Origin of the sequence: Coprobacter secundus subsp. similis (genome assembly GCF_015097275.1) — a bacterium.
Classification (GTDB): domain Bacteria; phylum Bacteroidota; class Bacteroidia; order Bacteroidales; family Coprobacteraceae; genus Coprobacter; species Coprobacter secundus.
The window spans coordinates 2,465,074-2,486,975 of record NZ_AP023322.1; the positions used below are offsets into that span (position 1 = coordinate 2,465,074).

18 protein-coding genes, 2 tRNA genes and 2 rRNA genes are annotated in these 21,902 nt (G+C 36.3%); 12 read left to right on the plus strand and 10 right to left on the minus strand.

Annotated elements, in window-relative coordinates; genetic code table 11:
* Window positions 1-12 precede the first annotated feature (12 nt).
* The 6 genes from Cop2CBH44_RS09785 to Cop2CBH44_RS09810 form a co-directional block, all read right to left on the minus strand.
* Window positions 13-219 carry a winged helix-turn-helix domain-containing protein gene (locus tag Cop2CBH44_RS09785; RefSeq protein WP_044231018.1) on the minus strand — a complete coding sequence of 69 codons (207 nt, stop codon included), beginning with the start codon at window positions 217-219 and terminating at the stop codon, window positions 13-15.
* Between the two features lie 271 nt (window positions 220-490).
* Window positions 491-2,446, minus strand: coding sequence for a LysM peptidoglycan-binding domain-containing protein (locus Cop2CBH44_RS09790; RefSeq protein WP_200754719.1), 1,956 nt, complete (start codon window positions 2,444-2,446; stop codon window positions 491-493).
* A 13-nt stretch (window positions 2,447-2,459) separates the two neighbouring features.
* Window positions 2,460-3,254, minus strand: coding sequence for a DUF5683 domain-containing protein (locus Cop2CBH44_RS09795; RefSeq protein WP_200754720.1), 795 nt, complete (start codon window positions 3,252-3,254; stop codon window positions 2,460-2,462).
* 4 nt (window positions 3,255-3,258) lie between these two features.
* The gene (locus Cop2CBH44_RS09800) at window positions 3,259-4,143 is read right to left on the minus strand and encodes a ParB/RepB/Spo0J family partition protein (protein ID WP_021929488.1); all 885 of its coding nucleotides are present in this window, start codon (window positions 4,141-4,143) and stop codon (window positions 3,259-3,261) included.
* Between the two features lie 58 nt (window positions 4,144-4,201).
* The gene (locus Cop2CBH44_RS09805; RefSeq protein ID WP_021929487.1) at window positions 4,202-4,966 is read right to left on the minus strand and encodes a ParA family protein; all 765 of its coding nucleotides are present in this window, start codon (window positions 4,964-4,966) and stop codon (window positions 4,202-4,204) included.
* A gap of 325 nt (window positions 4,967-5,291) precedes the next feature.
* Window positions 5,292-7,256, minus strand: coding sequence for a glycoside hydrolase family 97 protein (locus Cop2CBH44_RS09810; RefSeq protein WP_200754721.1), 1,965 nt, complete (start codon window positions 7,254-7,256; stop codon window positions 5,292-5,294).
* Between the two features lie 384 nt (window positions 7,257-7,640).
* On the opposite strand from Cop2CBH44_RS09810, the gene surE reads away from it, so the two are divergent.
* The 12 genes from surE (at window position 7,641) to Cop2CBH44_RS09870 (ending at window position 18,252) form a co-directional block, all read left to right on the plus strand.
* Window positions 7,641-8,429, plus strand: a complete 789-nt coding sequence (gene surE, locus Cop2CBH44_RS09815) for a 5'/3'-nucleotidase SurE (protein WP_246469106.1) — start codon at window positions 7,641-7,643, stop codon at window positions 8,427-8,429.
* A 4-nt stretch (window positions 8,430-8,433) separates the two neighbouring features.
* Window positions 8,434-9,234, plus strand: coding sequence for a M48 family metallopeptidase (locus Cop2CBH44_RS09820; RefSeq protein WP_200754722.1), 801 nt, complete (start codon window positions 8,434-8,436; stop codon window positions 9,232-9,234).
* Between the two features lie 238 nt (window positions 9,235-9,472).
* Window positions 9,473-9,955 carry an arginine repressor gene (locus Cop2CBH44_RS09825; protein WP_021929396.1) on the plus strand — a complete coding sequence of 161 codons (483 nt, stop codon included), beginning with the start codon at window positions 9,473-9,475 and terminating at the stop codon, window positions 9,953-9,955.
* 63 nt (window positions 9,956-10,018) lie between these two features.
* The gene (locus Cop2CBH44_RS09830) at window positions 10,019-10,582 is read left to right on the plus strand and encodes a GNAT family N-acetyltransferase (RefSeq protein ID WP_021929397.1); all 564 of its coding nucleotides are present in this window, start codon (window positions 10,019-10,021) and stop codon (window positions 10,580-10,582) included.
* 32 nt (window positions 10,583-10,614) lie between these two features.
* Window positions 10,615-11,817, plus strand: coding sequence for an argininosuccinate synthase (locus tag Cop2CBH44_RS09835; RefSeq protein ID WP_021929398.1), 1,203 nt, complete (start codon window positions 10,615-10,617; stop codon window positions 11,815-11,817).
* A 79-nt stretch (window positions 11,818-11,896) separates the two neighbouring features.
* On the plus strand, window positions 11,897-12,865 hold the full coding sequence (gene argC / locus Cop2CBH44_RS09840) for an N-acetyl-gamma-glutamyl-phosphate reductase (RefSeq protein WP_200754723.1): 969 nt from the start codon (window positions 11,897-11,899) through the stop codon (window positions 12,863-12,865).
* 58 nt (window positions 12,866-12,923) lie between these two features.
* Complete coding sequence (locus Cop2CBH44_RS09845; RefSeq protein ID WP_200754724.1) at window positions 12,924-14,075, plus strand: aspartate aminotransferase family protein; 1,152 nt, start codon at window positions 12,924-12,926, stop codon at window positions 14,073-14,075.
* A gap of 72 nt (window positions 14,076-14,147) precedes the next feature.
* On the plus strand, window positions 14,148-14,933 hold the full coding sequence (proC, locus tag Cop2CBH44_RS09850; RefSeq protein ID WP_021929401.1) for a pyrroline-5-carboxylate reductase: 786 nt from the start codon (window positions 14,148-14,150) through the stop codon (window positions 14,931-14,933).
* A 102-nt stretch (window positions 14,934-15,035) separates the two neighbouring features.
* Window positions 15,036-15,506, plus strand: coding sequence for a single-stranded DNA-binding protein (locus Cop2CBH44_RS09855; protein WP_021929402.1), 471 nt, complete (start codon window positions 15,036-15,038; stop codon window positions 15,504-15,506).
* Window positions 15,507-15,640: 134 nt separating this feature from the next.
* Window positions 15,641-16,981 (plus strand): gliding motility-associated protein GldE, encoded by a 1,341-nt coding sequence (gene gldE / locus Cop2CBH44_RS09860; RefSeq protein ID WP_021929403.1) that lies wholly within the window; start codon window positions 15,641-15,643, stop codon window positions 16,979-16,981.
* 10 nt (window positions 16,982-16,991) lie between these two features.
* Window positions 16,992-17,606, plus strand: coding sequence for a gliding motility lipoprotein GldD (gene gldD / locus Cop2CBH44_RS09865; protein ID WP_021929404.1), 615 nt, complete (start codon window positions 16,992-16,994; stop codon window positions 17,604-17,606).
* Between the two features lie 4 nt (window positions 17,607-17,610).
* Window positions 17,611-18,252, plus strand: coding sequence for a 4'-phosphopantetheinyl transferase family protein (locus Cop2CBH44_RS09870; RefSeq protein ID WP_021929405.1), 642 nt, complete (start codon window positions 17,611-17,613; stop codon window positions 18,250-18,252).
* A 256-nt stretch (window positions 18,253-18,508) separates the two neighbouring features.
* Here Cop2CBH44_RS09870 and rrf read toward each other — a convergent pair.
* From rrf to Cop2CBH44_RS09890, 4 genes are all read right to left on the minus strand, one after another.
* A 5S ribosomal RNA gene (rrf, locus tag Cop2CBH44_RS09875) occupies window positions 18,509-18,619 on the minus strand.
* Window positions 18,620-18,718: 99 nt separating this feature from the next.
* Window positions 18,719-21,599, minus strand: a 23S ribosomal RNA gene (locus tag Cop2CBH44_RS09880).
* A 130-nt stretch (window positions 21,600-21,729) separates the two neighbouring features.
* Window positions 21,730-21,803 (minus strand) — tRNA-Ala (locus Cop2CBH44_RS09885).
* A 15-nt stretch (window positions 21,804-21,818) separates the two neighbouring features.
* Window positions 21,819-21,895, minus strand: a tRNA-Ile gene (locus Cop2CBH44_RS09890).
* Window positions 21,896-21,902 lie beyond the last annotated feature (7 nt).

Here is a 21,902-nt window from a genome sequence, read left to right on the forward strand (position 1 = left end):
CTTTCGGATATATTAAATTAATCCGATTAAAAGATCACCACCTTCAACTTCTTCAATAGAAATTTTATCCTCACGAGATAACCATCCTATTGCGGCATAAAGCTCTTTATCTTTGAGCTTGGTCACTTTTTTTAAACCTTTCAGGGTAAGTTTTTCTTCGCTGTTATTCAACGCATTCCAAACTAATCCAGCATTTAAGCCAATTACTTCTCTATCCATCATTTAATAATTTAATTAGATTTTATATTTAAAATCTCTTTGTTAATGATTCAACGACAAAAATACAAAAAATTTTACCTATCTAAAAAAATATATACATTTTTTACTATATTTAAATTAATAAATTATATATATCTTAAAAGAGCAATAGTATTTGATTGAAATAACACGCAAACTGTAGATTTGTTTACATTTTTCCGATCTTTTAATTATTAATATCAACAAAAAAGGCTACCTCACATGAAATAGCCTTTCTCATTCTAAGCATCATTTAACCTACTGGAATTTTCAATACCTGACCTACTTTTAATGAAGAACTATTCAAGTTATTTGCTTTAATAATCAACTCTGATGTTACCCCTGGAAATAATCTGGAAATAGTCCAAAGGCTCTCACCTTTCGTTACTGTATGATATTTAAATTTAACTTTAGTCTGCTTATTTACATTGTTCTCAGCCTTATTATAATCATTTTGAGTAATAGCAACATCTTTTCCACTTACTTTCAGCCGCTGCCCTACTTGAATTCTACTACTACTTAAATTATTCCATTCTTTCAATTGACTTACTGTCACTCCATACTTACTAGCAATTACCGCTAAAGTTTCTCCCGATTTTACTCTATGCTCCGTTACATTTGTTATGATTTCCCTATCTTCAAAAGATTTGGATAGCTCATTTACAGGGATTTTCATATAAACTGTTTTTTGGATTTTCAGTTTTTGCCCCGCTCTAATACGACTACTATTCAATCCATTCCATTTCTTCAAATTAGATGTAGAAACGCCATAACGATTTGCTATAACAGAAAGAGTCTCTCCCGAACGAATTTTATGATAAACCGTCTCTATTTTCTTTTGTTGTGTAATAGTCTCTACAGACGATTTTAGCGCTTCATTATTATTACTTTTTATTGAATCTGAAGATGCTACCACAAATTCTTTCTTTACCGCCTCTTCTTTTTTAGGTGTTGAAACTACTCTATTTCGATAAATCTTCAAATTACGTCCGGCAATAAGAGTACTTCCCCTCAAACGATTCCAACGTTTAATTTCCTGTGTAGTAACACCATAACGGTAAGCAATTTTAGACAAGGTATCTCCTCTACGTATCTTATGATAAATAACTTTAGCATTTGAAGCACTATAACCAGCAGGTTCTACTGTAGTACGTTTAGCATATAAACCATTCTGATGTTGTACAATTGAATCTCGAGCCTCGATAAAAGCATACACTTGTTGAGTAGGAAGCAATAACGCCCGGGTCTTCGAATCACCAGGAATTATATCCCGACGATATTGTGGATTTAAAGAGCGTAATTGATCAATAGGTATATTTAACACATCTGCAATTTGCTGAAAATGAATTTGTTCATTAATATGTACCGTATCCGTAGTCAATGGCATGTCCGTCCGAACTGGACAAATGTTATGTTCATTATAATAATGCATAACATAATTCGCAGCTATAAATGCCGGTAAATATCCTCGAGTTTCCCGAGGTAAAAAATTGTATATTTCCCAATAATCTTTTCCACCAGAACGACGTATCGCCTTATTTACATTTCCCGGTCCACAATTATAAGCAGCAATAGCAAGCCCCCAATCATTATAAATATTATAAAGCTCTTTCAAATAATGAGCTGCCATTTCTGAAGACTTTACCGGATCACGACGTTCATCAACTAAACTATTCACCTCCATACCCAATATTTTGGCTGTCCCAATCATAAATTGCCACAATCCCGCAGCACCAGCTCTAGATGTTGCCTCCGGACGAAGGGCAGATTCTATAATAGGTAAATATTTTAATTCTAAAGGAAGTCCGGCCTTTTCTAACTCTTGTTCAAAAATAGGGAAATAGTAAGTCCCAAGCCCCATCATGTTTTCCACCAATTTCCTACGCCGCTCAGTATAAAAAGTAATATAACTTTTCACAATTTGATTAAACGGCATTTCTATAACAGTAGGCATACACGATAAACGTTGTATATAAACGGAATCAGGATAATCAATATTAACACTCCCACTAATACAATTTGAATCTATTATCGCATATTTTTTTAAATACCATCCGGAAAAAAGACTATCAACATCACTTTCAAGACTCTCAGGTAAAACAATAGCTTTATCTGATATTGTATCCTTTACAGCAATATGTCGAAACTGTTGAGCAAATACCGAAGCATTTACGGCTACAAATAAAGAAACTAGCACAAAAATTCTCATAACAATTCATTTTTTAAAAAGTTATCGCACACTGCATTCCTAACGATGTACGAGAAAAAGGAGTCGGCTCCAAAACGGCCGGAAGCAAATGCATGGTAATATCCGGCGTAATATCAAAATGATAGAGCTGTGCATCGACATAGGCATCAATCATACTTACGATGTATAAACCGACCATAGAAATTATACATAAATCTCGATTTCGTCGATAAAAATCTTTTTTTCGCTTCATGACTCCTTTTAACCAATCCATGTGTTCTTCTATATATTGCGAATCATTTCGCCTATTATAAGGCAAAAAGTTAATAAAACTATTTGTTGTCGGATCACTATCCATTATATCCCTATACGCATTAGAATAGTCCGTATAATAGCGACCATTCCAAGATGTCGCATATATCAATCCCATATAACCACCAATTACAATAGGCAACTTCCAATAACGGCGATTATAAATCTGCCCTAACCCTGGACAAAGTGCAGAATACCAAACTGCTTTCATTGGATCTGGATTAAAGACCAGGGAATCTGGAATAGGTTCCCAATCTTTTAATTTCTTAAATTTTGTCTTTTTCGTTTCAATCTGAATAGTATCAGTTTTGATATCTGCAAAAGTTACCCGTCCAAGACTATCGACTGTCATTGAAAGAGTGTCCATTGGCACATCTTCAATGACAGGAAGGGTATCGGGCTGTACTATCAGACTTGCTGTTACCAACTCGACAACAAAGCAGCAAATCAAAATACATGCCCATCGGAAATATACCGAACGATATAAACTTATATTTATTTTTATTTTACTTATCAAAATTTTATTTCAATTGGTCAAAAATAGCCATCAGACGCTCCAACTCTTCTTCATTTTTAAAAGGAATACTTATTTTTCCTTTCCCTGTATCACTACATACAAACTGTACCTTAGTTTTAAAAAATGTAGATAAATGCTTTTGAAGAATACCATATTCTTCCCTGACTATTTTTTTCGTTTTAGGAGGAACAGCATCCGATTCAGCACCTCCGCCTTCAGAAAGTGTTTTTACAAGCTCTTCTACTTTACGAACAGAATAACCCTGTTCCTGAATCTGCTCATAAATCTTAAGCTGAGTAGCAGGATCACCTATTCCCAATAACGCACGCGCATGTCCCATATCTATCTGCCTATTCTTTAACCCCATCTGTATCTCTGCCGGAAGTTTCAGTAATCGCAAATAATTAGCAATAGTAGTACGTTTTTTCCCTATACGCTCACTTAAACGTTCTTGAGTTAAGTTATATTGCTCTATTAATTTCTGAAAAGTTAAAGCAATCTCTATCGAATTCAAATCCTCTCGTTGGATATTTTCGATAAGAGCCATCTCCATCATTGTCTCATCTTCAGCAGTACGTATATACGCAGGAACTGATTTCAATCCAGCCATCGTCGCTGCTCTAAAACGTCGTTCTCCTGCAATAATCTGATATGAGCCATCTGAAATTTGACGCAAAGAAATAGGCTGTATAATACCTAACTCACGAATCGAAGATGCTAACTCTGCTAAACCGTCTGGATCAAATTCTCTACGAGGTTGGTCAGGATTGGGATATATGCGAGACAATTCTATCTCATTTATCGAAGATGAACCTTCAGTCTTCACTTCATCCATCGTTATCAGAGCATCTAACCCTCTCCCTAAAGCATTTCTTTTAAATGTCGCCATATCTTATTATCATTGCTCCCAGTAAAAGCAACTGGGAAACACTTATTTTTTCCTATTCTTACTTATTTCTCTCTATTAATTCTTTCGCCAGTTGCATATGATTGATACTTCCTTTCGAATCCGGATCGTATAATAAGGCCGGGACACCATGACTTGGAGCCTCACTCAAACGAATATTTCTCTGAATAACAGTCGTGAATACCATATCCTTAAAATGGACTTTTAATTCTTCATAAATCTGATTTGCCAAACGCAAACGAGAATCATACATTGTCAACAAAAATCCTTCTATTTCAAGAGACGGATTCAGTTTTGACTTAATAATCTTTATCGTATTCAGCAGTTTACTAATTCCTTCTAAAGCAAAATATTCTGCCTGCACTGGAATTATTACCGAATTGGCTGCTGTTAATGAATTTACCGTAATAAGTCCCAACGATGGAGAACAATCTATCAATATAAAATCATATTCCCGCTTTATTTCATCTACCAATTCGGCAAGTACTCGCTCTCGATTCTCAATATTCAATAATTCCAATTCTGCACCAACTAAATCAATCCGAGAACTGACAATATCTAAACCATCCACACAAGTATTGGTTATAGCATTACGTAATGAATCACCATCAATTAAACATTCATATATCGATGTAGTTACAGATTTTAAATCTACACCCAAACCTGATGAAGCATTCGCTTGTGGGTCTGCATCAATAATCAATACTTTCTTATCTAATGCTGCCAAGGATGCCGCCAAATTAATAGAAGTCGTTGTTTTACCAACTCCTCCTTTTTGATTTGCGATAGCAATAACTTTACCCATATAACTAATCCAAATTTATTACGAGCAAAGAAACATTTTTTTGCTGGGCTCACCTCATCTCATTCCAAGAAAATAACAATATTGTTGATAAATCATCAATATTGTTGATAACATACCCACCCTTAAGTGATTCTGCCGCACATACTTTATGTACAAAGATAGTGAAAATCTTTTTTGGCAAAATCGACTTTTATGAAATTTAGCACTAATGTTGAACAGGCGTTAAAAAATTACAGTAAACATTCCTGTTTTTCGTATTTATGTTTTTTATAAAAATTTCGACATAAAATAATACTTTTTGCAATTTTCTTAATCTCATCCATTTTTAATAAATACGCGCTAACCATCCACCTCCTGGAGCCATATCAATTTCCATACGTTTACCTTTTTGCACATTTCCAATTTCTTTCACATAATCAACCGCCATTTTAGAAGCATTAGGCCCATCTCGAAACAGTTCAATTGTATAATTCTTTCCTGCATCTAAAAAATCAAAATCTAAAATCAGTTTTCGCGGGGTCCAATCTGTTATAGCTCCTACATACCACTCATCCCCATTACGACGGGCAATAGCAACATAATCCCCAACTTTTCCTTGAAGAGGCTTCGTCTCATCCCACTCAACAGGTATTCTTGTCAAAAATCGACCACACTCCTCCTCTTCATAATACAACGTCGGCGCATCGGGTAACATCTGCATTGGACTCTCACTAATAACAGCCATCGCCATTGAATGTACACGAGTTCCTTGGCTCATAGGCGTATCATTATTCTGTCTAAAATTTTTTTTAGTAGCATTCATCATAGTACCCGGAATATAATCCTGTGGCCCAGCAACATTTCGAATAAATGGCAGAGTACAATCATGATCGGGTGTAACGAAATCTGAAAAACCATTATATTCAAACTCCATCAATGCCTCACGGGTAAGCACATTCGGATAAGCACGTCGTATACCATCAGGGATATAAATCCCATGAAAATTCAAAATCATTTTACGTTTTGCGGCTTCCTCTGCAACACGCCAACAAAAACGAGATACATCTTGATCTGAACGATCTATAAAGTCAATTTTTAATCCTTTAATCCCCCATTTTTCAAACTGATCCATTGCTATTTCCATTTGTTCATCAAGCAATGCACTAGCAACCCATAACATAATACCTACACCCTTTTCTTGAGCATAGCGCATCACTTCGTCCATATCAAGCTTTGGCGTCGTCTTTATAAGACTGTTTTTATAGGCCCAACCTAAATCAAAAAGGTAATATTGCATTCCAAACTCCTTTACAAAATCAATCATGTATTTTGCCGTTTCGGTATTAACACCCGACTCAAAATCAACACCATAGATACCATACCTTGACCACCAATCAAGTATCACCCATCCTGGTTTAATCCAAGATGTATCTGTTATCTTTAACTCAGAAGCAAGCAAATAGGTCAATTGACAATTAATTAAATCAATATCATTATTGGCAATTGCCATTATCCGCCAAGGAAATGCACGAGACCCTTGAACTTTAGCGATATAATCATAACGACTAACCACCTGTTTTACCCTTGTAACATCCTGATTTACATTAATATCATATATATTATAATCTTTCGGGCAGTTCCATTGAAACATTTTCATATCACCTTGTACTCCCCCTTTCAACCACATATAAGGATAATCCTGTACATCTGATTCTAAAAAAAGTAGACGTTTCGAAGATGGCAATTCTACCAAAATGGGGAGATTGCCCATATCCTCAGCTCCCCACTCTCCTGCCAACTTATGCACATAAGGCCTCTCACAATTACTATTAGGGCTATGATCTTGCTGATAGGTTATTTTTGCATTACTATCAAATGAATATATTGCAGATTCTTCTTTTATCGTCAATTCCCTAGAAAAATTTGTCACTATACGATAAGCAAATCCGTTATCATACAAACGGAATATGATAGAACTATTATCTGAAAAATTGAGAATCATTTCATTATATATTTCTGGAATAATAGCTCGTTTCTCTTTAACAACTGGAACTATTGTACTATTTACCGTACGTCTTTGCACTTTTTTTAAACGAACTTGTTCCGCCGGTATAGAACCACAATTAGTAATTAAACTTATTCTGTCAATTGTAAAAAGCTCCCTATCATTATCACATACTTTCGCCATCACTTTATCACTCAAGACAATAGTCGCTTTCAGATTCTTGTCTGGTGATTTTATTACAATTTCTCTTGCATTTGAACTTAAACAAATTAATAACGATAAAAACAAAACAGGCTTATTTTTCATAATATTTTTTATTTAAAATTCACATAATCATGAAAGTATAAAGATATATAATTATAATAAAAACAAAGAATCTTTTTTATTAAAAACATCAACAAGTAACCAAATTAGGTTTTAATTTTATAAAAGTATGACTTGCCTCAGTCAACTTAAAAACATTATTTTATAATATTCAAAATATAAACAGATACTATAAAACATAAATAAAATTCAGAAAAAAAATCAAGGAAAAACCTAAATGAGCAATGTCCATAAATTTTAAGATTTATCGTATTTTTGTATTAAAATATTATTTCACAACATTGTTAATAATAAATATACAGTTAGATTTTATTATTTCCTAAATGTTTTTTCAAAAAGCTATTACTCTTTTTCAATATTAATAAAATGATAAACGATTCAATATTCAAAAAACATCCACTAATCTTAGTAACCAACGACGACGGTATTTATGCAAAGGGAATAAACGAACTGGTCAATATGATTCAAGATTTAGGAGATATCTGTGTTGTCGCTCCAGATTCACCACGCTCAGGTCAGTCAAGCGCCATTACGTCTGAACTTCCCCTACGAATAAAATGCATTTCAAATCAAAACGAATACAAAGCTTTTAAAAGCAATGGAACACCTGTAGATTGCATAAAGTTATCTATAAACCAAATTCTTAATCATCGACCTGATTTAATTGTGTCTGGAATCAATCATGGTTCTAATGCCGGTGCCAGTATTATATATTCAGGCACTATGGGAGCTGTACTCGAAGGTTGCCTTATTGGAATACCTTCGATAGGATTTTCTCTTTGTTCTCACGACCCCGAAGCAGATTTCTCCCCTTGCCGTGAGATTGTCCGTAAGACTTGTAAACTTATCCTCGAAAAAGGGCTTCCCCAAAACGTATGCCTTAATGTAAATATACCAACAGGAAGCCCAATAAAAGGGACACGGGTATGTAGACAAGCAAAAGGATACTGGACAGAAGAATACGAACACCGCAAAGATACTCATGAACAAGATTACTACTGGTTAACCGGTCACTTCGTAAATCTTGAACCAGAAAATAAAGAAACAGATGAATGGGCATTGGCCAACGGATATATATCTATTGTTCCATGTACAAGTGACCAAACTGCTTACTCCGCAATACCCGATATAACACATCTAATTGAAAAAAAATAAAACAATGAAATTCTTTATTTATTTCAACTTAATCGCTATATTTATAACAAGTTGCAACAGCGTCCCTCTGACTGGAAGACGTCAACTTTCACTCATCTCTGACGCAGAAGTTTTATCTTTAAGTAATCAAAGTTTTTCTGATTACATGAAAACTGCAAAAATATCCTCAAACCAACAACAGTATTTACAAATTACCAAAGTAGGAACAAATATCGCAACTGCAGTCGATACTTATTTACGTAATAACGGAATGGGGCCCGATGCAGATACCTATCAGTGGCAATTTGTATTGGTCAATGATAAAACACCGAATGCCTTCTGCCTTCCAGGAGGAAAGGTTATTGTAAACGATGGTATATTATCTTATACTCTTGATGATGATGGATTGGCCGTAGTATTAGGTCACGAAATCGCTCATGCCGTAGCCAAACACAGCAGTGAACGACTAAGCCAACAAATGCTGGTACAGTACGGAGGTATTGCCCTTAATGTCCTAATGCAAAACAGACAAACAGAAATTCAACAAATAGCCTCCACTGTATATGGAATCGGGACACAAGTAGGGGTTATGCTTCCTTATTCTAGACGGCAAGAATCCGAAAGTGACCGCATGGGACTCATATTCATGGCCATGGCCGGATACAATCCTGAAAAGGCACCAGCTTTCTGGCAACGAATGTCTACCAACAAGACCTCTACTCCTGAATTTCTAAGTACACATCCTTCTGACGCCACAAGAATTGAAGCTTTAAAAAAAGCCATACCTGAAGCTCTTAAATACAAAAAGAAAATATTCTATCCATAATTAAATAACCACAAATCAAAAATAATATATACCTAGATTCAAAATAAATTTGTATAAATAACAGAATATATATCATTTTTATACAACATACATGCATATTTATATTTAAATATTGTTAAATAAATCTCTATTTATAATAAATATACTGCATATATGCATTATTTGTAATTTTTATAACTAATTTTGTCGAAAGAAAAAGAATAAATATGCGTATCTAAACTGAAAACTCAGCTTACTCATGAAAAATAAAACAGATAGGCTCCTAGCCATAAAAGAAATAATCATTAATACTCGTATCAGTAGCCAAGATGATTTACTTAAAATACTGATATCAAGAGGATTTAAATTAACACAAGCGACATTATCCAGAGATTTAAAACAATTGCAAATAGCTAAAATTCCCAATACAGATGGTGGATATATATATGTTATGCCAGGAACAGGAGGAGTAGGCAAAATTATGCAATCTAAAATAAACTCGACATATCAAGCATCTACATCAGGATTTATTTCAATTGAATTTTCAGGACAAATCGCTATTATAAAAACACGGCCAGGATATGCAAATGGGATAGCTTACGATATAGACACCAATAGCCCTCATGAAATCTTGGGAACTATTGCTGGAGATGACACGATTATGCTTGTGCTTCGAGAAGAAAGTACACATCAGGAAGTTATCAATGCTCTATCGGAATTTATTCCTGCAATTCAAAAATAAAAAGATAATAAACTAAAATAATAAAATCGTATCAATTAAATTAGATACATTATTTGAAAAAAAATGGAAGATACAATTAAAGTAATTGTAGCAAGCGAGAAACACTTGAAATACGTAGACATCATCCTCGATACAATCGAGAAAGCAGCAAAAGTAAGAGGTACCGGTATTGCAAAAAGATCTCCAGAATATGTAAAACAAAAAATGTTAGAAGGCAAAGCCATCATTGCTTTGGATGGAGACAAATTTGCAGGATTTGCATATATCGAAAGCTGGAGTAATAAAAAATTTGTAGCCAATTCAGGATTGATTGTTGTTGAAAACTATAGAGGTCACGGTCTTGCAAAAAGAATAAAACGAAAAGTTTTCGATCTTTCTCGCAGTATGTTTCCCGATGCCAAAATATTCGGGCTAACAACGGGCTTAGCCGTGATGAAAATTAACTCTGAATTGGGATATCGACCTGTTACTTTTTCTGAGCTTACTGACGATGAAGCATTTTGGAAGGGTTGTCAAAGTTGTGTAAATTACGATATATTACAAAGAACCAACAAACGAATGTGCCTTTGCACTGGAATGCTTTTTGACCCACATGCTAAACACGATGAAGGGCAAAACGAAAAATAAAAAGATTATTAAATGATTAAAATACATCAATTATGAAAAAAGAAAAAGTTGTACTAGCGTTTAGTGGCGGCCTCGACACATCATTCTGCGCGAAATATCTGACAGAAGATTGCGGATACGAACTTTATACAGCAATAGCAAATACAGGAGGTTTTGATAAAAATGAATTAAAGTCCATTGAAGAAAAAGCTTATAAACTAGGAGCAGTCAAGCATGTTTCCTTAGACATTACTCAGGAATATTATAATAAAAGCATAAAGTATATGATATTCGGAAATGTTCTCAGAAATGGAACTTATCCTATATCTGTAAGTTCTGAACGTATATTCCAAGCTATTGCTATTATCAATTATGCAAAAGAAATAGGAGCTGATTATGTTGCACATGGAAGTACTGGAGCAGGAAACGACCAAGTTCGGTTTGACCTTACATTCCAAATCCTAGCACCTAATATCAGAATATTGACCCCTACTCGAGATATGACTCTTACTCGTGAATATGAAATTGATTACTTAAAAAAACATGGGTTTGAAGCTGATTTCAAAAAAATGGAATATTCTATAAACAAAGGTCTATGGGGAACTAGCATAGGAGGAAAAGAAACATTAAAAAGCAACCAAACTCTTCCTGAAGAAGCTTATCCTTCACAAATGATCGCAAAAGGAGAAGAGATTCTTACTATTGACTTTGAATCAGGAGAAATCGCAGCAGTAAATGGCAAAAAATACACAAATAAAGTTGCCGCCATACAAGAAATAGAAACAATTGCAGGGAAATATGCAATTGGACGAGATATGCATATCGGCGATACCATCATAGGTATAAAAGGAAGAGTTGGATTCGAAGCCGCAGCCCCTATAATTATTATAAACGCTCATAAAATGCTTGAAAAGCATACTCTCACCAAATGGCAACAATATTGGAAAGAACAAATAGGAACTTGGTATGGAATGTTCTTACATGAAGCTCAATATCTTGAACCTGTAATGCGGGACATGGAAGCATTTTTGCAAAGCTCCCAGCAAAATGTTACCGGACGAGTAATTGTAAATCTAAAACCATATCACTATGTTTTAGTTGGCGTTGAAAGCGATTTCGATTTAATGAAATCAGATTTTGGAGAATACGGAGAAGTAAATAAAGCCTGGACAGCTGATGATGTAAAAGGGTTTACTAAAATATTAGGAACCCAAATGAAAGTTTACTATTCTGTACAAAATAAGAATAAGAAATAATTAAGGTATAACAAATAAATACCGATAGAATTAAAATTCTATCGGTAATATAGTTTTTTATTGTTTTTTTATATAAAATATGATTAAAGCTGGAATTATTGGTGGTGCAGGTTATACAGCCGGAGAGCTTATCCGTATATTGATAAACCACCCCGACGTAGAAATTGTTTTCGTTAATAGTAGTAGTAATGCCGGAAATAAAATCACCGATGTCCATGCTGGGCTGTTAGGTGAAACAAATTTAATATTCACAGACCAGTTATCACTAAATGAAATAGATGTATTATTCTTTTGCACTGCTCATGGCGATACAAAAAAATTTATCGAAAATCATCCTTTGCCCGAAAGATTAAAAGTGATTGACCTTTCTATGGATTATCGTATCAAGAATGATAATCATAACTTTATATATGGACTCCCCGAACTAAATAGGAAATACATAATAAAGGCTTCCCATATAGCTAATCCCGGATGTTTTGCAACAGCAATACAGCTAGCATTATTACCTTTAGCCAAGAACCTTTTGCTTAATAGCACAATACATGTAAATGCTATTACAGGTTCAACCGGTGCAGGACAAAAACCATCAGCTACTTCACACTTTAGTTGGAGAAATGACAATATATCGATATATAAACCATTCACTCATCAACATCTTGCAGAAATAAAGCAAAGTTTGAACCAGTTACAAAATAGCTTCAATACAGATATTGATTTTATACCAGTACGAGGGAATTTCTCACGAGGTATATTCGCAACATCGTATCTTGCCTGCAATATAAACATAGAAGAAATAAAACGTATATATAACGAATATTATGATGATCATTCATTCGTTTTTATTACAGATAAAAATCCAGATCTCAAACAAGTAATAAACACTAATAAATGTTTAATTCATCTCGAAAAATATGATGACAAATTACTAATAGTCTCAATGATAGACAACTTATTAAAAGGTGCTTCTGGCCAAGCTGTTCACAACATGAACCTACTTTTTGGACTGGAAGAAACAGTTGGCTTACGATTAAAGCCATCAGCTTTTTAATCAACAGTAACAAGCTAATCTGCATATAATTATTTCATAACTAAAATCAAAAAGTAAAATGAACTTATTTGATGTTTATCCCCTATTCAATATCGAAATTATCAAAGGAAAAGGATGTTACACTTACGATATAGATGGCAATGAATATTTAGACTTATACGGTGGTCATGCAGTAATATCAGTAGGTCACACACACCCATATTTTACAGAATGTCTTACTGAACAAGCCAAGAAACTGATATTTTATTCGAACTCTGTCATCAACCGTTTACAAATTCAATTGGCAGAAAAATTAGGAAAACAATCTGGGTACGATGACTATTCTCTTTTTTTAATAAACTCCGGAGCTGAAGCAAATGAAAATGCATTAAAACTTGCATCATTCCATACTGGAAAGAAAAAAGTAATCGCTTTCAAAAAATCTTTCCACGGAAGAACCTCCGCAGCAGTAAATGTTACCGACAATCCTAAAATTATTGCACCTATTAACAGTACGTTTGAAGTAAGTTACTTACCCCTAAATGATGTAAATGCTGTAAAAAAAGAAGTTGTAAAAGGAGATGTTTGTGCTATAATTATCGAAGGCATACAAGGCATAGGAGGCATACAAATTCCTAAAATAGATTTCATGCAAGATTTAAGGGAAATATGTAGCGAAAATAATATAGTGCTAATTCTTGATGAAATACAATCAGGATATGGACGCAGTGGAAAATTCTTTGCCCATCAATATAGTAACATTCGCCCAGACTTAATTACAATTGCTAAAGGCATGGGAAATGGATTTCCGATTGGTGGAGTTTTAATAAATCCAATGTTTTCTCCCTCATACGGAATGTTAGGTACTACTTTTGGAGGAAATCACTTAGGGTGCTCAGCTGCTATTGCAGTTCTTGATATCATGGAAAAAGAAAATCTCATTAACAATGCTGCCAAGGTAGGAGAATATCTAATGAAACAATTAAAAACTATCCCTCAAATTAAAGAAGTAAGAGGACAAGGATTAATGATAGGTCTAGAATTTGAACAACCAGTAAAAGATCTGCGCACAAAATTATTGTTTGAACAGAAGGTTTTCACTGGAGTTTCAGGAACCAATGTTATCAGATTATTACCGCCACTTTGCCTTACAAAAGAACAAGCTGATACATTTATCTCAAGACTTAAAAATATTTTGATTAAAAAACACTTTACATATAAAAAATTATGAATAATGATATTCTTATTTCATTACCAATCTATTCTAAAATAGTATCTTTATAAATTCTTAATAAATTATACAATGAAAATCTCCATTATAGGTGCGGGTAATATGGGTGGAGCAATAGCAAAAGGATTAGCCCAAAGTACATTAATCAATACAACAGATATTACTGTAACAGCAGCTACTCAAAAAACTTTAGATGCTATAAAAAGCTTTAATAGAGATATAAATACCTCCAAAAACAATTCAGAAGCAGTAAAAAATGCAAACATTATTATTATCGCTGTAAAACCTTGGCTCATTGATAAAATTGCAAAAGAAATAGCTCCATACATCAATAACAACCAAATCATAATATCAATTGTAGCAGGTGTCCCATTTGAATACCTTGACAAATTATTCAGATGTGCCCAAGATGCTCCTGCAATATTTCGCGCAATACCAAATACAGCTATCTCTATAAAAGAAAGTATGACTGCTATAGCCTCATATAACGCCAGTACAGAACAAGAAAAGCTAATTCTATCAATATTTAATGAATTAGGCAAATCAATTCTTATAGAAGAACGACTGATGGTTGCAGCCACAGCATTAGGTTCCTGTGGCACAGCATTCGCTTTAAGATATATAAGGGCTGCGATAGAAGGCGGAATTGAAATGGGATTATATGCACATCAAGCTAAAGAAATAGTTTCACAAACAGTAAAAGGTGCAGCAGAACTCCTTATGCACAATCAATCTCATCCTGAAGAAGAAATTGATAAAGTTACCACCCCAGGAGGCATTACAATAAAAGGTCTAAATGAGATGGAACATGCAGGTTTTACATCAGCCATAATTCGTGGATTAAAAGCTTCTCGATAAAGAACAATCCGAAACAAAATATAAGTTAATTTATATCAACCAAAAATTAAATTACCAGAATTTCTTGTAAATTTGATAGATAAACTTTTAAAACATTAATTCATGTCCGTAAATAAGGTGATACTGATTGGCAATGTCGGAAAAGATCCAGACATTAGATATCTTGATAATAATGTATGCGTAGCCAGTTTTACATTAGCCACTACAGAAAGAGGATATACAACATCAGCTGGAATTCAAATTCCAGACAAAACGGAATGGCATAATATTGTTCTTTGGAGAGGATTAGCTAAAATCACAGAACAATATGTAAAAAAAGGAACACAGGTATATATAGAAGGCAAATTACGTACTCGATCTTGGGATGACCAAAATGGTATTCGACGATATACAACAGAAATCTATGCCGATAATATGGAACTCCTTGGCAGACGTGCTGACCAGTCCAACACAGTTTCTGGGAACAATTATAACCCAGCTCAAAATACATATGCTCAACCAACCTCTTCAGTACAATCAACAACAAGCAATCCTTTTGATGAAAATAATCAAATCGATGATTTGCCATTCTAACAAAAAATAGTACCTTTGCCTATGACAAGTTGTTCTATATAAATACTTTCACTCTAAAAGAGTGAAAGTATTCGTATATTTTGAGTAAATAGCATCATGGATATTTACTCCATTGTTTAACTAATACATATATTTTGGACCCAGATAGTTTACCGTTACTATTTTCATCTCTGACACTTTCTCCTGCTTCTGTAGGAGATATTATTACACTTATATTTGCAGTTATATTTCTCGGATTTTCAGCTTTTATTTCGGCTTCCGAAATTGCTTTTTTTTCACTCTCTCCACAAGATATAAATGAATTGGAAGAAGAGAGAAATCCACAAGATATTCTTATCAAGTCCCTATTAGCGCGTTCAGAATATTTATTAGCAACCATTCTTATTGCTAATAATTTGGTCAATGTTGCAGTAGTTATGCTCTGTACATTTTTTATCAACAATATAATAGATTTTTCAAATACACCCATTTTAGGATTTATCTTTCAAACAATAATCTTAACTTTCCTATTACTTCTATTTGGAGAAATAATGCCTAAAATTTATGCCAGTCATAATGCTTTAAAATTTGCACGTAAAGCATCCCACACATTGCAAATTCTCCAAAAAATTTTTTATCCATTAGGAAACTTTTTAGTAAAGTCTACACAACTCATAAACAAACATATTTCTCATAAAAATATAAATATATCGATGAATGAACTTTCTCAAGCTTTAGAAATGACAAAAGTCGATATTAATGAAGAAAAAGCAATGCTTGAAGGAATCATCAAATTTGGAGGAAAAACAGTCGCTGAAATTATGACTTCCCGAATCGACATGACTGATATTGATATAAAAACTAACTTCAAAAATCTAATTAAAAATATTGTCGAAAACGGCTATTCCAGATTACCCGTATATGATGGAAATGAAGATAATATTAAAGGAATCATCTATATAAAAGATCTACTACCATATTTAGATAGAGACGAAAATTTCCACTGGCAAAATCTATTAAGAAACCCATATTTTGTTCCAGAGATGAAAATGATAGATGATCTATTAGAGGAATTTCGCTCTCGAAAAATACATATGGCAATTGTTGTCGATGAATTTGGAGGTACATCTGGTATCGTTACAATGGAAGATATACTGGAGGAAATTGTTGGAGAAATAAGCGACGAATACGACGAAGAAGAAAAACAATATACTAAAATAGATAATAATACTTATATTTTCGAAGGAAAAACCTTACTTAATGACTTCTATAAAATAACAGGAATACCAGAAAGCGATTTTGTAGAAATTTCAGATGAAGCAGAAACTCTAGCAGGTCTTATCCTAGAAATAAAACAAGACTTTCCTATTGCTAAAGAAAAAATTAATTATGGAATTTATACTTTTGTTGTACTTGAAATGAACAAACGTCGCATCATAAAAGTTAAAGTAAAAATAACACCCCAAGAAAATTCGAATAAAGAAATTAATAAATAAATTTAAATACGTGAAAATCAAAAAATCGAATAAAAAAAAACACTATATCTATTCATTATGGATATTATCATTAATCTTAATTTGCATAACTCTGATTAGTTGTCGCCAAGAGGTTACACCAAAACCCAATGCATTTTTTCGTATTGATCCTGATACTTCTTCTTATCAATCTATAAATTCCAATTTGCCAGTCAGCTTTGAAATAGCAGCTTCAGCCTATACTGTCAATGACACAAATCATATCTTAAACAAGTGGGTCAATATCATATATCCATACTATCATGCGACTTTATATTGTAGCTATCACCTAGCAAACAAACTTCAAAATATTTATCAATTATTAGATGAAAATAAAAGTCTGGTTTATCAACATAGTATAAAGGCAGAACAAATAACCGCCCAAAATTACACAGACTCAATAAACAACATATATGCAACTTTATATCAGCTTCAAGGAAATACTGCAACTCCCATACAATTTACAATAACAGACAGTAGTAAATACCTTTTTAGAGGTGCCCTCTATTTTGATTTTCCAATCCGAAATGATTCTATAGCTCCCGTATTAGGTTACTTAAAGTCAGACATCATCCATCTTATCGAAACTTTTAAAATTCATAATTAAAACAATGCCTCTCATAGAAGAAATTAAGATAAATAGATCAAAAATTTTTCTCTGGGAACCAGAAGAAGAAATCACATCTTTATTAAAAAATGTAGGTATTCCAGAGAAATGGAAAGAATCATTAGATAATATAAAGTTAGAAAAACGTAAAAAAGAATGGTTAATACCAAGAATCTTACTAAATAAAATATTCAAATCAGGAACAGAGATTAAATATACTCCTGATGGCAAACCTGTATTGAAAGGAGAAACCGGAAATATCTCCATTTCCCATACAGAAAATTGTATTGCATTAGCATTTCACCCAATCTATCCAATAGGCATTGACGTTGAAAAAATATCAGATAAAGTACTAAAAGTCAAGTCCAAATTTCTCAATAAAGAAGAAATAGAGTTTTTAGATTCAAAAAATGAAATTATTCATACTCTTATTATGTGGTCTGCTAAAGAGAGCCTTTTTAAAGCTCTAGGAACATCCTCAGTAGATTTTAAAGAACACCTACATATAGAAGCTTTTACCCCCTCAAATTTTGGAATACTTAAAGCTAAAGAATATCGTAGTATTTCAAAAAATACTTATACCATATATTACAAAATATATTCCAATTTCGTTTTCACTCACAGCATGAAAGACAATGGCATTTAAATGTCTATTTTACCCACTCCAAAATCAGGGAACATCAATTACCATCCGGTAGGGAAATCCGAGGGTTTCATTGTTTAAGCGTAAATTTTAGCCGGTCCGAACAGAAACAGAAACAAATCCAAATGCCCGAAAAAAAGGGTAGCGGCGTGTCCGGGAATCGGGTCGCGGGGGAGGGGGGGGAAATGCATCTCCAAGGGGAAAAAAATAGGGAGGAGAGCAGGACCCTGCGGTCTTCTCTCCTCCCTATTCTCCTATAATACGGCAGCTACCTACTCTCCCACTGTGACGCAGTACCATCGGCGCGGTCAGGTTTAACTTCTCTGTTCGGAATGGGTAGAGGTGGAACCCTGACACTATAACCACCTGAATGCCTTCTTTTTTGCCATACAAAAAAAGAAAAGAAAAAGAAAAACACCAACAAACGACAGAACGATACCACGTATCCGGCACTACCGGAATCATACCTTACAGAAAGTCTCGGGTGATTAGTTTTGCTCGGCTTTGGCATTACTGCCTTTACACCTGCAACCTATCTACGTCGTCGTCTGCAACGACCCTCTAGGGAAATCTTATCTTGAGGCTGGCTTCGTACTTAGATGCTTTCAGCACTTATCCAATCCCGGCTTAGCTACTCAGCAGTGCTCCTGGCGGAACAACTGATAAACCAGCGGCCGGTCCAACACGGTCCTCTCGTACTAGTGTCAGAGCCTCGCAAATTTCCTGCGCCCACAACAGATAGGGACCGAACTGTCTCACGACGTTCTGAACCCAGCTCGCGTGCCACTTTAATGGGCGAACAGCCCAACCCTTGGGACCTTCTCCAGCCCCAGGATGTGACGAGCCGACATCGAGGTGCCAAACCGCTCCGTCGATATGAGCTCTTGGGAGCGATCAGCCTGTTATCCCCGGAGTACCTTTTATCCTTTGAGCGATGGCCCTTCCATGCGGAACCACCGGATCACTATGCTCTAGTTTCCTACCTGATCGACGTGTCGGTCTCTCAGTCAAGCACCCTTGTGCCATTACACTCTACGGCCGGTTACCAATCGGCCTGAGGGTACCTTTAGAAGCCTCCGTTACGCTTTTGGAGGCGACCACCCCAGTCAAACTACCCACCAAGCAGTGTCCTCTCTAATACAGAGTTAGAATTCAAATAATCAAAGGTCCGTATTTCAACAGCGGCTCCTCGGATACTGGCGTACCCAATTCTCTGCCTCCGGACTATCCTACACATCAAGTACCCAAATTCAATGCTAAGTTGCAGTAAAGGTTCACGGGGTCTTTCCGTCCCGTTGCGGGTAATCGGCATCTTCACCGATACTACAATTTCACCGAGCTCACGGTTGAGACAGTGTCCAGATCATTGCACCATTCGTGCAGGTCGGAACTTACCCGACAAGGAATTTCGCTACCTTAGGACCGTTATAGTTACGGCCGCCGTTTACTGGGGCTTCAATTCTACGCTTCTCTTGCGATGACGTCTCCTCTTAACCTTCCAGCACCGGGCAGGTGTCAGGCTGTATACTTCATCTTCCAATTTCGCACAGCCCTGTGTTTTTGTTAAACAGTTGCCTGGACCTATTCTCTGCGCCCGACTTCTTTCAGTCGGGACCCTTTCTCCCGAAGTTACAGGGTCAATTTGCCTAGTTCCTTAACCGTGAATCTCTCGAGCGCCTTGGTATATTCTACCCAACCACGTGTGTCCGTTTGGGGTACGGGTGAATGTAGCATATGTTTAGCGGATTTTCTTGGGAGTCTGATTACCATCGCTATCCGGTTGTCCGAGGACGCCCGGTACTATCAAGTTCGACTATCCCGGCGGATTTGCCTACCGGGACAATATCTACACTCTTCAACCTGCTATTCCGTCTGCAGGCGGATGTGTCACTGCTCCGTCTCCGCGTCACTCCTACATTCAGTAACGGAATATTAACCGTTTCTGCCATCGGCTGCGCCGTTCGGCTACGCCTTAGGGCCCGACTTACCCTGATCCGATTAGCGTTGATCAGGAACCCTTGGTCTTGCGGCGAGGAGGTTTCCCGCCTCCTTTATCGTTACTTATACCTACATTTGCTTTTCCACTGTCTCCAGTCTGTCTCAAAACAGGCCTTCTGCGACCCGTGGAATGCTCCCCTACCAATATTTGCATATTCCATAGCTTCGGTAAATAGCTTATGCCCGATTATTATCCACGCAGAATTCCTCGACTAGTGAGCTGTTACGCACTCTTTAAATGAATGGCTGCTTCCAAGCCAACATCCTAGCTGTCTTTGCAATTCTACTTCGTTAATTCAACTTAGCTATTATTTCGGGACCTTAGCTGATGGTCTGGGTTGTTTCCCTCTCGGACATGGACCTTAGCACCCATGCCCTCACTCCTCGGTCTTGAGTTGAAGCATTCGGAGTTTATCAAGACTTGATAGGCGGTGAAGCCCTCGCATCTTATCAGTCGCTCTACCTCTTCAACTCGAACCCGAAGGCTGCACCTAAATGCATTTCGGGGAGTACGAGCTATCTCCAAGTTTGATTAGCCTTTCACCCCTACCCACAAGTCATCCGAAAACTTTTCAACGTTTACCGGTGCGGTCCTCCAGTTGGTGTTACCCAACCTTCAACCTGCTCATGGGTAGATCACTTGGTTTCGCGTCTACTCCTGCTGACTATGACGCCCTGTTCAGACTCGCTTTCGCTTCGGCTCCGGGCCTGAAGCCCTTAGCCTGGCCAACAAAAGTAACTCGTAGGTTCATTATGCAAAAGGCACGCCGTCACTCCATATAGAAGCTCCGACCGCTTGTAGGCGCATGGTTTCAGGGTCTATTTCACTCCTCTGTTCGAGGTTCTTTTCACCTTTCCTTCACAGTACTGGTTCGCTATCGGTCTCTCGGGAGTATTTAGCCTTACGGGATGGTCCCCGCGGATTCATACAGGATTTCTCGTGTCCCGCACTACTCAGGTGCCGCCTCGGCTTCGCTTCGGATTCGTCTACGGGATTGTCACCTTCTTTGATCCAACTTTCCAATTGGTTCGACTTCCTCCGCTCTTGCCTTTATCGGCGGTCCTTCTACCCCGCTCCTGCCGAAACAGGAACGGTTTGGGCTCTTCCGCGTTCGCTCGCCACTACTAGCGGAATCATTGTTATTTTCTTTTCCTGTGGGTAATGAGATGTTTCAGTTCCCCACGTTTGCTCACTGACTTGCAGTGTGTCGCCTTGCGACGACGGGTTGCCCCATTCGGAGATCTACGGGTCAGCGGATATTTGCTCCTTACCGTAGCTTTTCGCAGCTTATCACGTCCTTCTTCGCCTTCGAGAGCCTAGGCATCCTCCATGCGCCCTTGTTTACTTTCTTTTCCCGGCTATTGCCGCCGATTCTCCGACGGCCCTCCGGTGTGATGTATACCTGGTTCGCTTTCTTTCTTGGTTTGCTAGGTTTTTTGTTTGTTCTTTTCTTTTTTCAGTATGTCAAAGATCTTCTTTCGTGGAGAATAACGGATTCGAACCGTTGACCCCCTGCGTGCAAAGCAGGTGCTCTAGCCAGCTGAGCTAATCCCCCAAACTTCTGCCAGTTTGGTAGTCCCAGGCAGATTTGAACTGCCGACCTCTACATTATCAGTGTAGCGCTCTAACCTACTGAGCTATAGGACTGTCAATT